At 43.8% G+C, this 14,388-nt stretch carries 11 protein-coding genes; 2 read left to right on the forward strand and 9 right to left on the reverse strand.

Annotation, left to right across the window (positions count from 1 at the left end; genetic code table 11):
- Positions 1–2: 2 nt before the first annotated feature.
- Positions 3–488 (reverse strand): MarR family winged helix-turn-helix transcriptional regulator, encoded by a 486-nt coding sequence (locus tag IGI92_RS13645; protein WP_301388824.1) that lies wholly within the window; start codon positions 486–488, stop codon positions 3–5.
- A gap of 138 nt (positions 489–626) precedes the next feature.
- On the opposite strand from IGI92_RS13645, the gene IGI92_RS13650 reads away from it, so the two are divergent.
- Both IGI92_RS13650 and IGI92_RS13655 read left to right on the forward strand, forming a co-directional pair.
- Positions 627–2,969 carry an ABC transporter ATP-binding protein/permease gene (locus IGI92_RS13650; protein WP_016612861.1) on the forward strand — a complete coding sequence of 781 codons (2,343 nt, stop codon included), beginning with the start codon at positions 627–629 and terminating at the stop codon, positions 2,967–2,969.
- A gap of 156 nt (positions 2,970–3,125) precedes the next feature.
- Positions 3,126–4,475 carry an Nramp family divalent metal transporter gene (locus IGI92_RS13655; RefSeq protein WP_301388822.1) on the forward strand — a complete coding sequence of 450 codons (1,350 nt, stop codon included), beginning with the start codon at positions 3,126–3,128 and terminating at the stop codon, positions 4,473–4,475.
- Positions 4,476–4,517: 42 nt separating this feature from the next.
- On the opposite strand, the gene IGI92_RS13660 is transcribed toward IGI92_RS13655, so the two are convergent.
- From IGI92_RS13660 to IGI92_RS13695, 8 genes are all read right to left on the reverse strand, one after another.
- Complete coding sequence (locus tag IGI92_RS13660) at positions 4,518–5,741, reverse strand: DUF1015 domain-containing protein (RefSeq protein ID WP_400449883.1); 1,224 nt, start codon at positions 5,739–5,741, stop codon at positions 4,518–4,520.
- On the reverse strand, positions 5,741–6,925 hold the full coding sequence (locus IGI92_RS13665; RefSeq protein ID WP_016609459.1) for a phosphoglycerate dehydrogenase: 1,185 nt from the start codon (positions 6,923–6,925) through the stop codon (positions 5,741–5,743). The genes IGI92_RS13660 and IGI92_RS13665 overlap by 1 nt, the downstream gene beginning before the upstream one ends.
- Positions 6,926–8,005, reverse strand: coding sequence for a 3-phosphoserine/phosphohydroxythreonine transaminase (serC, locus tag IGI92_RS13670; RefSeq protein ID WP_086372363.1), 1,080 nt, complete (start codon positions 8,003–8,005; stop codon positions 6,926–6,928). It abuts the gene before it with no gap.
- Positions 8,006–8,130: 125 nt separating this feature from the next.
- Complete coding sequence (locus tag IGI92_RS13675) at positions 8,131–9,057, reverse strand: alpha/beta fold hydrolase (protein ID WP_086372364.1); 927 nt, start codon at positions 9,055–9,057, stop codon at positions 8,131–8,133.
- Positions 9,058–9,262: 205 nt separating this feature from the next.
- Complete coding sequence (locus IGI92_RS13680) at positions 9,263–10,669, reverse strand: glycoside hydrolase family 43 protein (RefSeq protein ID WP_301388813.1); 1,407 nt, start codon at positions 10,667–10,669, stop codon at positions 9,263–9,265.
- 30 nt (positions 10,670–10,699) lie between these two features.
- Positions 10,700–12,493, reverse strand: a complete 1,794-nt coding sequence (locus tag IGI92_RS13685) for a glycoside hydrolase family 2 protein (RefSeq protein ID WP_301388811.1) — start codon at positions 12,491–12,493, stop codon at positions 10,700–10,702.
- 18 nt (positions 12,494–12,511) lie between these two features.
- Positions 12,512–13,345, reverse strand: coding sequence for a carbohydrate ABC transporter permease (locus IGI92_RS13690; protein WP_061053283.1), 834 nt, complete (start codon positions 13,343–13,345; stop codon positions 12,512–12,514).
- Positions 13,346–13,356: 11 nt separating this feature from the next.
- A complete protein-coding gene (locus IGI92_RS13695) occupies positions 13,357–14,232 on the reverse strand; it encodes a carbohydrate ABC transporter permease (protein WP_016612866.1) in 876 nt (291 codons plus the stop codon).
- Positions 14,233–14,388: the final 156 nt, after the last annotated feature.

Consider the following 14,388-nt stretch of genomic DNA (forward strand, 5'->3'; position numbering starts at 1 on the left):
TTTTAATCAAACTGTGTCTTCTTCTCACATTGATTGCCAGTCCGTAAAATGTCATATTTCCGCAAGATCCCCACTGCCTCCGTCAACGACTGACTCAACTGCTGGATATCTTCCGCAGCCATTTGAGCGGTTTTGGCATTCAAGCGTTCTTCCACTTGTTTTTTCTTTTGGACAAACAACTGCTTCCCAGCTTCTTCCAAATAAACATTGACGTTGCGACGATTGACGCCGTTGGTTTTGCGTACCACAAAGCCAGCCTTTTCCAACCCCGAGATCGAACGACTGATTTGGACTTTTGATGTACCGATTTGCTGGGCCAACTCGGACATCGTAATTCCTTCATTACTAGAGATCACCACGAGTTCCAAGATTTCCATTTTGGTCAATTTTAAATCTTCCAGACCGATTTCTTCAAACAATATGTTTCCCATCAGCGAAAATATCTCCGCAAACACTGCCATATTGAATGTTCCTAACGCTTTTTCCATACTCTCCCTCTTTTCTGTCTTTAGTTTAGTATAAATTATTTATTTAAACAATGATAATCGTTGATTTTTGTTAACCATTATGATAGCGTGGTTACATAATGAAAATAATCGTGAAAACGGCAAGAAAAGAGTGACCCCATGTTAGAATTAAAAGATATCAAGAAGTATTATACAGTTGGCTCCAGTACTACGAAAGCCCTCGACGGCGTCACCGTCGCCTTTCGTAAACAAGAGTTTGTTGCCATTTTAGGGCCAAGCGGCTCTGGGAAAACAACCATGTTGAACGTGATCGGCGGCTTAGATAATTACGACTCTGGTGATATGATCATCAATGGCAAATCAACCAAATCCTTTAAAGACCGCGACTGGGATGCCTATCGGAACAATTCGATTGGCTTTGTCTTCCAAAGCTACAATTTGATCAGTCATTTAGGCATCATCGACAACGTCGAGCTTGGGATGACCTTGAGCGGTGTGTCAAAAGAAGAAAAACGAGCCAAAGCAACCGATGCTTTGACGCGTGTGGGCTTGGCAGAACATATGCACAAAAAACCAAATCAGCTTTCTGGTGGTCAAATGCAGCGGGTAGCGATCGCCCGTGCCTTAGCAAATGATCCTGATATCCTCCTTTGTGATGAACCTACAGGTGCCTTAGATTCAGAGACCAGTGTCCAAATCATGGAACTGATCCAAGAACTATCAAAAGAAAAATTGGTCATCATGGTTACTCATAATCCTGAATTGGCCCACAAATACGCTGGACGGATCATTGAATTCAAAGACGGACGAATCATTAAAGATTCGAACCCCCATGTTGAAGGACAAAAGAAAGACCAATTCGAATTAAAGCACACAAAAATGAGTTTTATGACGGCCTTACGTTTGTCGTTTAACAATATCCGAACCAAAAAAGGGCGCACCTTCTTGACAGCCTTTGCTTCTAGTATCGGAATCATCGGAATCGCCATTGTTTTGTCACTATCAACGGGATTCCAAAAACAAATCGACAATACCCAGTCAGAAACATTAGCTCGTTTTCCGATCACGATCTCACAAGTGGCCACTGAACAAGATCCATCAGCGATGGGTACGCGGGATAAATCTGAAGATTTCCCTTCAGATAAAGAGGTCACTGCCAAATTAAGTGATACGGATCGTGCAACCCATATCAACAAAATCGATCAAGAGTTTCTCGATTACATCAACGACATTGATCCTGAGTTAAGTAACAATATCGGCTACACTCGTTCAACTTCATTGAATCTTTTCCGCAAGATCGATGACAATGTGGAACAAGTCAGCTTCTCCAACGCGTCGCCTGACAATGAACAGACCAATGCCATGATGTCTGCCATGAGTGCCTCAACCGGTATTGGGGTTTCGACTTTCCCTGAGCAGTTATCAGAGGATAACGGCAATTTCTTGAAAGACAACTATGACCTTTTAGAAGGCAGCTACCCAAGTGCCAGCACAGATGTCGTTTTGATCGTCGATGAAAACAACGTAACGAATGTCAATGCATTGATCAATCTCGGTTTTGATATTGAAGATGGTGACACGGTTTCCTTCGACGATATCGTGGGAACAAAAATCACATTGGCGTCTAATGATGCCTTTTACACCGAATTGCCGACTGGAAACTTCATTCCAAACCAAGATTTAAATGAAGTTTTCGATAACAGCAACAACAAAGAATTAACGATCAGCGGAATCTTACGTATCAAGCAAAACTCTACGATGAACTTGCTTTCAACCGGCATTGCCTACAGTGATGCCCTCGCGCAAGAAGTGATCAAAGAAAACCAAGACTCAGCGATCGTCCAAGCACAAAAAGATAGCGACACCAACGTGATGACGAATGAACCCGTTGACGAAAGTGCCAAAGATTCATTGATCGCTTATCTCGGCGGCAGTGATTTACCAAACAGCATTATGATCTATCCAAATGATTTCAGTGCCAAAGAAAAAATCCTTGATTACTTGGATGACTTCAACAAAGGCAAAGACAAAGAAGACCAAATCGTTTATTCCGATTTAGCCGGTACGATGACTCAATTGACTGGTGGCTTGATGGATGCCATCACCTATGTCTTGATCGCTTTTGCAGGAATCTCCTTGGTAACCAGCATGATCATGATCGGTATCATCACTTATACCTCTGTACTAGAACGCACGAAAGAAATTGGGGTCTTAAAAGCATTAGGTGCTCGTAAAAAAGACATCACCCGCGTCTTCGATGCCGAAACCTGTATTTTAGGGATCGCTTCAGGGGCTTTAGGTGTCCTAATTGCTTGGTTAGCTACATTCCCGATCAACGCGATCTTATATAGTATGACTGATCTCGAAAATGTTGCTCAATTAAATCCGGTCCACGGCCTGATCTTGATTGCCGTAAGCACCGTTCTAACCATGATTGGCGGCCACATTCCAGCTCGAATGGCAGCGAAAAAAGATGCAGCGATCGCTTTACGCGCCGACTAATTTTATAAGAAAACCTAACAGGCAGCAGCCACCCCCTTGGCTGCTGTTTTTTTGTCCTTCCTTCTGACTTCCAAAAGGTTTCTCTTGAAAAATCCATAAATGAGGAATACAATAGATTTGTTTTTAGGTATACCTAAAAAGATAGGGTGTGAAACGATGAATGAAGAAAAAAAATTGATCCAAGCGGCCAACGGTCCTAGCTTGGAAGAAATAAATAATACAGTTGCCATCCCAAAAAACGGCAGCTTTTGGCGCAATCTCTTAGCGTTCTCTGGTCCTGGGGCATTGGTAGCCGTGGGCTATATGGACCCAGGAAACTGGATCACCTCGATCGGAGGCGGTGCTGAATATGGCTATCTCTTACTTTCTGTGATCTTGATTTCCAGTTTGATCGCTATGCTACTGCAATACATGGCAGCCAAGCTAGGGATCGTGACCCAGATGGACCTTGCGCAAGCAACTCGTAAACACACCAGCAAAGGTTTAGGCTTTGTCTTGTGGATCGTCACCGAATTGGCTATCATGGCAACGGATATCGCGGAAGTGATCGGAGGAGCGATCGCTCTCAATCTACTATTCGGCTTACCGTTATTAGTTGGGGTCATCTTAACGATTTTCGATGTATTGCTTCTGCTCTTTTTAATGAAACTAGGTTTCCGTAAAATCGAAGCGATCGTCATGACACTGATTTTGGTCATTATGCTGGTCTTTTGTTACGAAGTCATTATTGCTCAACCGGATCTACCGGCTGTCTTGCAAGGCTTTATTCCCCAAAAGCAAGTCTTGAACCATGGACAGCTGACAATGGCATTGGGGATCGTTGGTGCGACTGTGATGCCCCATAATCTCTATCTGCATTCTTCGATCTCCCAGTCACGAAAAATCGATCGCAGCGATACCCAAGAAGTGGCAACGGCCGTGCGGTTCGCTACTTGGGATTCCAATATCCAATTATCCGCTGCGTTTTTGGTCAATTGCCTGCTTTTGATCTTAGGAAGCGCCTTGTTCTTTGGTCATAGCGAAGAAGTCGGCACCTTCTCCGCGCTGTTCAATGCATTGCAAGATTACTCCATTGCTGGTGCTGTCGCCAGTCCAGTCTTGAGCGTTCTGTTTGCCGTAGCGCTCTTGGCATCCGGTCAAAATTCAACGATCACTGGGACACTGACAGGCCAAGTCGTGATGGAAGGATTTATCCATATGAAGATCCCTACTTGGGCGCGACGTCTGATCACCCGTGGCTTATCGGTGATCCCCGTCTTGCTTTGTACAATTTACTTTGGCGGCAACGAACAAGCTCTGGACGATCTGCTGATCTATTCGCAAGTCTTTTTAAGCATCGCCTTACCCGTTTCGATGATTCCGCTGGTTCTTTTTACCAGCTCAAAAAAAATTATGGGGAAACGCTTCAAGAATCCGCTATGGGTCTCTACCTTAGGCTGGATTTGTGCCATTGCACTGACGGTCTTGAATGTCCGCTTGATCATCGAAACACTCGGCAACTTCTAATATCGAAAAAAGCTTACGAGGTAGCCTCGTAAGCTTTTTTGGTTAATTCGTTTCTAAATCATGTAAAAACAGACCGCTCAACAGTTTTGGTTCAAACCAAGTTGATTTTGGCGGCATGATTTCTCCCGCATCGGCTACTGCCAAAAGATCGGCCATTTGCGTTGGATACATGGAAAAAGCCAATGTCCATTCTCCGCTATCCACCAAACGTTCCAATTCTTCTGGACCACGAATCCCGCCGACAAAATCAATGCGTTTGTCTGTCCGCACATCTTGGATCGCGAAAATATCAGCCAGCACGTATTGTTGTAAAAGCGACACATCCAGCTGTCCTACCGCATCTTGCGGCACAGATTCCGGTTTGATGGTCAACTCCCACCACGCATGGTTTAGGTACAGATGAATCGAACCACGTTGCGCTGGTTTCTTCGTTGTAGTTTCTTGAATCGTAAAATGCTGGGCTGCCTGCTCAAAAAAGGTTTCTGGCACCGGTACCCGCAAGACCCGATTGTATTCCCAAATCGCTAATTCATTTTCTGGGAATAAGATTGCTAAAAAGCGGTCGCTTTCTTGGCTGCTTTGGCCATCGGCTCGCTTTTGCAAGCCAACTTTAACTGCTGACTCTGTACGGTGATGTCCATCCGCAATATAGAGGGCATCTACAGCCTGAAACTGCTGGGCAAAAGAGGCGACTAGCGCTGGATCATCGATCAGCCAAACACGATGCTGCACCTCATGATAGCTGACAAAATCATAGATCGGCGCATGCTCTGCTTGCCACGCATCGATCGCTTCTTTGACTGCTGCTGGTTGGCGATAGCTCAAGAAAATCGGACTTGTATTGGCATCACATGCCAGAATATGATTGATCCGATCGATTTCTTTTTCTGGACGGGTAAACTCGTGTTTCTTGATTTTCCCAGCGACATAATCATCGATCGAGGTACAGGCGACAAGCCCAGTTTGACTTCTGCCAGCCATCGTCAATTCATACAAATAATATGCGGGCGCCGTTTCTTGAATCAACCAGCCTTCTTCTTGAAAAGATGCAAGATTTTCAGCCGCTTTTTGATACACCGGTGGATCATAAGGATCGATTCCTGGCAAGTCGATCTCCGAACGGTCGATGTGGAAATAGCTGTAAGGATTGCCTTGCGCAAACGCTGCGGCTTCTTGTGAATTGACCACGTCATAAGGCAGCTCGGCCACTTTTTCTGCCAATGAGGCTTCTGGACGAATGGCTTTAAACGGAAATACTTGAACCATTAATACCCAACCTCCTGATTCTTGATGACCCGTACACGAACGATATTTTCGTTCTCCCGCAGTTTATCGGCTAATTGATTCAATAAGGCTTCATCTTCAGAAGCGACATCGGCTAGGGTGTAAGCAAAGTCTTCCCGGCCACGATTCAGCATATTGTCGATATTGATCCCAGATTCCGCAATGATCGATGAAATCTGACCTAACATATTCGGTACATTGCGATTGATGATCGTCAGACGATAAGGCGAATGAAAGGCCATCTCAACGGTTGGAAAATTCACCGAGCGCTTGATGGTTCCGAATTCCAAGAATTTTTTCAATGTTCGGGCTGCCATCTTGGCACAGTTGACTTCAGCTTCTTCTGTTGATGCTCCTAAATGCGGCAAGACGAGGACTTTTTCATTGTGCAGCAATTGTTCATCCGCAAAATCAGTCGTATAGCCCGCTAAACGGTCGGCTTTTAACGCACGTAAAACGGCATCTGTATCGACGATTTCTTTACGGGAAAAGTTGAATAGCTTCGTTGTTGGTTTCATTTTCGCGAGTTCGGCTTCCCCGACGAGATGATGGGTATTTTCCATTAGCGGCACATGAACCGTAATAAAATCACAGGTTGAAAAGACTTCCGCAATATCATTGGCACGCTTGACCCGACGAGAGATCGTCCAAGCAGTATCCACTGACACGTAAGGATCATAACCGACTACTTCCATCCCTAGACGATAAGCATCGTTGGCGACCATCGCTCCAATAGAACCAAGGCCGATGATTCCTAACTTTTTGCCTTCTAACTCTGTTCCAGCAAATTGACTTTTTTGCGCTTCTGCTTGTTCTTCCACATTATCACCACTCAAGGTTTGGACCCATTGGGCACCTCGTAAAATCGGGCGGACACTTAAGAGCAGACTAGCAATCACTAATTCTTTGACCGCATTGGCATTGGCACCGGGTGTATTAAAGACGACGATCCCTTTTTCAGTACATGCTTTGACGGGAATGTTGTTGGTCCCAGCCCCTGCACGAGCAATACCTAAGACACTTTCAGGAAAAGCGTAATCGTGCAATTTCTGGCTGCGCAGCAAAATCCCTTGCGGTTGGTCGCTCTCGTTGATGGCATACTTTTCTTTTTCTAAACGCTGTAATCCTTCTGGTGCGATCGCATTGAATGTTTTGATTTGGAACATTTATTTGACCTCCGCTTCAAATGATTTCATAAAGTCGACTAACGCTTGAACGCCAGCTAATGGAAAGGCATTGTACAAGCTTGCTCGCATTCCTCCAACGGAACGATGCCCTTTCAAGTTCTCAAAACCAGCTTCGACAGCTTCTTCATTGAAGCGCTGATCTAATGCTTTATCCCCTGTTACAAAAGGAATATTCGTTAGTGAACGGCTATCAACAGCCACAGGACTACTGTAAAGAGCAGAGGCTTCGATCGTTTCGTATAAAAGCGCCGCTTTTTGGCGGTCTTGTTCTAAAATTGCAGGAATGCCGCCTAATTCTTCCAACCATTCAAACACCAATTTAGCAATATAGATAGCATACGTTGGTGGTGTATTGTACAATGAGTCATTTTTAGCCTGTAGACGATAATCCAGCATTGGAGCGAAAACAGCATCATCATTGAGTAAATCTTCTCGGATGATCACTACCGTCAACCCTGCAGGACCAATATTCTTTTGGGCCCCAGCATAAATCACACCGAAGTCTTCTACGCGATAGTCATTGGCTAAAATATTTGAGGACATGTCTGCTACGATCGGCACATTGCCAGCCTGCGGAATCGTTTGAAAGGCCGTCCCTTCAATGGTATTGTTCGTGGTGATATGCAAATAAGCCGCTTCTTGATCGATCGCATCTTCTGAAATTTCTGGAATATAGGTAAAGTTTTGATCCTCACTAGAGGCAACAACTTCCACCGTCACGTTTCCAAGCGATTTTGCTGCTTCAATAGCTTTTTTCGACCAAGAACCGGTATTTACGTATAAGGCTTTTTTGTTTTGTGCAAGATTTAAAGGGATCATACTGAATTGGAGACTCGCGCCGCCTTGTAAAAACAGTACCTGATAGTTTTCAGGAATTCCCATCAATTTTCGTAAAAGTGCTTCTGCATCTTTAATGATCGCTTCAAACAAGGAGGACCGATGACTCAGCTCCATAACGGACATCCCACTTCCGCGGTAATTCAAAAGTTCGGATTGTGCTTTCTCCAATACGGGACGGGGCAATACGGCAGGACCAGCTGAAAAGTTATAAACTGTCATACAAAAAATCTCTCCTTTATGTTAGATGTGAAAATCATTATAACAGATAGCCGAAAATGAAAAAAGCCTTAAAAGAGAAAATAATTTTGAATTTTCAGAAAAGACTACCAATTTCTTAACGTTCGTCATTTCGGCATTTTTTCAAACAGCCAGCGAGAAATTTCATTGTAAACGATCTCGCGGTTGCGCTCATTCAAAATCTCATGACGTCCCTGCTCAAGCAAATACATCGTCACGTCAGCATTTTGCTTCAGCTGCTGAGCCAATTGGCGGACGCTTTTGCCATAGTGCCCCACAGGATCGTCTGCACCTGAAATCAAGAGCAGCGGCAATTCTGGGTCAATCCTGCGCAGTTGTTCCGGATCACTGGCAGCTTGCGTCAATGTAAAGAGATCCTTGTAAGCCGCTAAGGAAAAATGAAATTGCGTGTAAGGGTCCTTCAAGTAGCGATCCACTTGTTGCGGATCACTGGTCAACCAATCCTTGGCGGTCCGATTGGGACGAAAACGCCGGTTGTGCTGGCCAAAAACTAGCTGTTCCATTACGTGATAAGGCCATTGCTGAGCGGCAAACGGCCGCAACAAGTTCGTGACAAGTTTGCCTCCTTGCATCAGCACGGCTTTTTCCATCGTGGTGCCCATGAGGATCGCTCCTGTCAATGGATGTGGCTGACTAAACAAATAATTCCGCAACACCAGCGACCCCATACTGTGCCCTAAGATAAAGTATGGTCGGTCTGGGTAGCAAGCAGCGGCGTACTGATGGACCACTCCCACATCTGCCACTAAATAGTTGGCGCCCTCTTTTTCACCAAAATGCCCATAGGCCTGTGTTTCTTTCACGGATTGCCCATGCCCTAAGTGATCATGACCGACCACCGCATAGCCTTGCGCAGTCAAACATTCCGCAAACTCGTGGTAACGTTCAATGTGTTCGATCATTCCGTGAACGATTTGCACGACTGCTTTCGGCTGTTCTTCTGGCAGCCACGTTTTGACAAAAAGCTGATCCTTCCCATTTGATGAAGTCAGCTTTTCTTGATTCATCCTCATAGTTCGCACCTCTTTTGCTTTTTCTTTTCCCTTCGCCAAATAAAACGGTCGTTTTCTTTATTATACATGGAATTTTAGGCTATGGCGGTAGGAGTTGGGAATTTTCAAGGATAAAAAAATCCTGCCACATTGTCTAAAGACAAAGTAGCAGGAGTCAAACGATCATCACCCATCGCTTGGATTTAAAAAACTTCCTCATTATTCTTTATTGGAATTTGACGATTTCTAAACGATCAATACTTAGCGTATCAATCCCAATCTCAGACGAAAGGGTGATTTCCTGCGATCCTTTCGGTAACTTCATGCGGACTTGTAGCGGTTGATAATATTCGGAAGGATAGACATCCACCACGTGGTTTGCTTGTTTCGTTTCAATCCTGACCTGAATTGGGTCATTCAAGGAGAGATAATCAGTGGTTTTGACATAGGCAATCACCAGAAATTCGTCTGCTTCTTCAATCTGCGGGGCAAAGATAATTTTGTCAGTCGTTGATTCAAAGCCTTGGACGACTTTCTTAGAGAGTGCTGCCTCATCTTCGACAAGCACTAAATCGCCCTCCAGCAAAGCACGGCTAGCAGTTAATCGCAGTCGATTGGGCTCAGCTTTTGGCAACGCTTGAACATGCCATTCATCCAAAGGAGCTTCCATTAGAATTTTATCCTCTTGATCCCAACCAAACTTTTGTAAGCGGATCGAACGGTTCCAGCCCGAATGATCCCACCGAGCAGCATGATAAATCAGCCAGTCTTCAGAACCATCTTTTGATTTGGCAAATCCATTATGACCAGGTCCATAGACAGTGTTTGTCTGTTGGAAAATCGGCGCTGGTTCCTTTTGCCAGTTCGCTCTTTCTAGCGGATCATCAGCCACATCTAGGGTCATAAGACCAAGAGCGTAATCATTGTCCCAGCTTCCACTGGCAGAGTATACCAAATTGACTGTTTCGTCTTTGATCATCACTTGAGGGGCTTCATTGATCAATGGTGTTTGCCGCATTTCCCATTCATATTCTGGTTCTGAGATAAGTCGTTTCTCCCCAATCACTTCCGTAGGGGAGGCCATTTCCGCTAAATAAAGATTTTGCGCGACATTTTCATACCCTTCCCAGCCCGACCAAAGGAAATAGCGTTTGTCATTGATCTCTAAGACTGTTCCATCAATCGCAAATTTATCATCCATCCCTTTGATCTCTTCCAATTGCCACTCACCCATGTAAGGATCTTTTTGATGATTGACTAATGCGTACATACGATGCGTTTCTGAAGGACGATTAGCCGCGAAATACATCACCCAGCGATCATCTAAGTAATGAAGCTCAGGTGCCCAGATACTTTCAAATTCTGCTGGCATTTCCCAGATGATCTTTTTTTCACCAGCAGCAACGTGAGAGAGGTTTTCAGCACGCCAAAGCGTTAAATTATTCCCAGTCGTTTTGGTATAATAAAAGAACGCTTCCGTTTGCAAGATCCAAGGATCTGCCCCATCATTATCGATAATTGATGTAAAATCGGACACTTCTTCCCCTGGATCAGTTCCAGCGCTACAACCGGTTATCATAAGCGCAGCAATCAAGATACTTACTCCACTGAGCCAAGCTGCTGATTTCCCCATCGGACATCGCTCCTTTCCTTACCAATCATTTTATTCTATCTGTGGTGGATGAAACTGCTCATTGATCTCTTTAATCGCTGCCAAATCAACTTTTGGTTGGCGGTCATAGGTCAGTAATCCATTGATTTCTTGTTCAACATCTGTCAACTGAGTGTAGCAATAGCCCCAGAGTCCGACAGAATCATAAACAGCTGTCATGATTCGCTGATAATCCTTCAAGAAATCTTGTTGATTTTCCACTGAGGTATAGCCCCAACCGGGTTGCCCCGAAACATCGAAGCCAATACCGCCAAACTCAGTCAATAAAATAGGCTGATCCTGATAAGAAAATCCTCCAGCGAAAATCGGCCAGGGGGTCGATACTCGATTCACCAATTTTTCTCTCGTGCTGAGACTGTCTTTGAAGTATAGATATTTTTGCCGCTCAGATTCTTGCCCATGCGCATAATTATGAATCGCACAAATATCTGTCTCCGTCATCGCCCAACCATCATTTGAAATAACCAACCGTTGCTGGTCTAGCGAATGGATAAAGTGATACATTGCTTGAGAAAAATGCTGTTGCTGACGATCAAATGATATTTTTGGTACACCCCAGCTCTCATTGATTGGTACCCAAGTAACGATCGAAGGGTGACTATAGTCCCGAGTGATGATCTCTGCCCACTCTTGCATCAAACGCATCACAGAACGATCGGTATAGATTGCCGGCGCCGCACACTCTCCCCAAACAAGAAATCCTAATTTATCTGCCCAGTATAAAAAGCGTGGGTCTTCTGTTTTTTGATGTTTTCGGCAACCAGTAAATCCCATTTCTTTGGCCAATAAGATGTCTTGTTTAAAGTCCTCATCTGTTGGTGCAGTTAACAAACCGCTCGGCCAATATCCTTGATCGAGCACCAGCTTCTGGTAGTAAGGCTTGTTATTTAAGTAAATCATACCGTTTTCTGTATGTATTTTACGCATACCAAAATAACTTTTTAGCTGATCGATGGCATTCCCTGCTTCTCTAAGCGTCAATTCAACATCAAATAATTGCGGCTTTTCAGGTGTCCAAGACCAGCCTTCGTGGTGAAAATTCGTCCGAAAAATTTCTTGCTGGAAAATATCAACTGCAAAACTCAACTTAGAAGTGATAAAGTCTGCCTTTCCGCTGGTAACTAAAGCATCTTTAAAATAGATTTGATATTCTAAGACTACTTGCGGCTGTAACTGGTTCAGTTCTACATCGATCTTCACGGCGCCAGCATCAAAATCACTCGTAAATTTCACCTGTTGCAGATGGGTTTCAGCAACTACTTCAAGCCAGACTGGCTGCCAGATCCCTGTTGAGTTTGTGTACCAGATTCCTGCTGATTCTTCTTCCCAAAATTGTTTCCCCCGTGGAATGCTTTCATCAAAATGCGGGTCAAATGCTCGCACACTTAGTATTTGCTCTTGTCCAGATACTAGAGCATCCGTGATGTCTATAGCAAACGAGGTATGCCCTCCGCAATGATTTTTCACATGATTGCCATTGACAAACACATCTGCTTCATAGTCCACCGCCCCAAAATGCAAAAGGACACGACTTTTTTCAGGGACTTGCACATTGAAGGTCCGATAATACCATACAACGTCGTGCACTTCTCGATGATCAATGCCGCTCAATGCACTTTGATAGACAAAGGGAACATTGATCTTGTACGGATAGTTTGCTTCATTTGTGTACCACTTTTCTTTTAAACCAAGATTTTGGTCATCAAAGGTAAATTGCCATTCACCATTTAAGCTTAACCAATTCTCTCTCTCAAATTGCGGTCTCGGGTATTCTTCTCTACTCATATTTCCTCCAAAAACAAATTATTTTATGCCACTTTGCAACGACATTGACGCCATAAAGCTTTTTTGCGCCACCAAATACAATAAAAAGGTAGGGATCAAAGCCAAGATTGCTCCGGCAGTTCCAATTCCCGGATAGGTCATGTATTGCCCTTGTAGCAACTGCAGCCCCGGTGTAATCGGTAATTTATCAATATCGTTTATCACGATCGATGGCCACAAGAAGTCATTCCATGAGCCAGTAAAACTAAATAACGCAACCACCGTCAATACAGGTTTGATCAGTGGTAAGATAATATGATAAAAGATTTGAAACTCGTTGGCCCCATCGATCACAGCCGATTCATCCAATTCTTTAGGAATCCCTAAAATGAACTGCCGAACGAGGAAAATGTTATAAACACCTGCAGCCCCAGGAACGATGACTGCCAGAAATGTATTGGTCCAACCTAACGTATCAACGATTTTAAAATTCGGGATCAAATTGACCACCCCGGGAAACATCATCGTTCCTAACAATAGGGCAAAAATCAAATCTCTCCCCTTAAAGGTGAGTCGTGTATAGCCATAGGCTGCAAACGAGACGATCACCATAACCAACAGCGTATGTGAAGTTGAAATAATCATTGAATTCACAAACCAGCGGAACACAGGAGAAGAATCATTGCCTTGTAACAAGCCCAAAAAGTTAGTCAGCGTCCAATCTTGTGGAATCAAACTGAACCCAACCTTTTGAATCTCTGCCTCCGATTTAAACGAGGTAAAAATTGCCCATATCAAAGGAAAGAGCCAAATCACACAGACGATCGCTAGCAAAATAAAGGCAATTCTTTTCCCTAGTTTGTTTTCTCGCATCTTCTTCCCTCCTATCTTTCCATTTTTTTGATGACCATAAATTGCACAATCGAAACTGCCATGATTACAAAACCTAGTAAAATAGCCATCGCTGAAGAAATTCCTGCAACCGAGGTACTACTACCAAAAGCATTTTCTTGGATGTACATCATCAACACGCGAGTAGAATTGTTGGGTCCGCCACCCGTCAACATTAGTGGCTGACCATAAATATTAAACTGAGCGATGGTCGTCATGACCGTGGTAAAAACAAGCTGGTTGCGAATACTCGGCAAAGAAATACGGAAAAATTTCGTTATACTATTTGCACCATCTAATTCTGCTGCTTCTAACTGCTCTTTAGAGACGCCATTTAATGCAGCAACATAAATAATTAGATTCCCACCTAATGTCCACCAAATCGTCACGATCAAAATAGCGATCCATGCCCATGGTTGCGTGCCTACAAAATTGATGTCGATACCGAATACTTCTTTGATTGGCCCAAAAGATTTGCTCAAAAGGAACCCCCAAATAATCATGACGGCAGAGATTGCAAACAGTGTTGGCAGGTAGAGAATCGATTGAAAAAAACGCATCATTTTTGGTTTAGCAGATAATGCAACCGCTAGTAACAAGGGAATTACAATACATAACGGAACGGAGATTGCCGCAAAAAACAGCGTATTTTTCATTCCATTAAAAAATTGCGTATGATACAACGAGTCTTGATCAAACAAAATCGTTTGAAAATTATCAAACCCGACAAAAATCGGTGTACTGAACAGATCCCATTCAGTAAAAGAAACATAGATCCCAATCACTGCAGGAACTAAAAAGAATAAAAGAAAAAGGAGCATATGCGGACCAATAAAAACGATTGGCCAGCCATTTAACCTTTTTTTCATCAATACCCATCCTTCCTTGTATTTCTAGTGCAGCTCTCAACAAGAAACGACTGTGACAGCCCTTTAAGCCTCCCCATCAGAATTCCTCCCCTATCAAAAAATAGACTGAATTCTTTTTATGGTCGCTCTTCCTTCTGCCACAGCCTCTATGTGAGA

This window comes from Enterococcus sp. DIV2379, from assembly GCF_050542965.1.
GTDB lineage: Bacteria > Bacillota > Bacilli > Lactobacillales > Enterococcaceae > Enterococcus_D > Enterococcus_D entomosocium.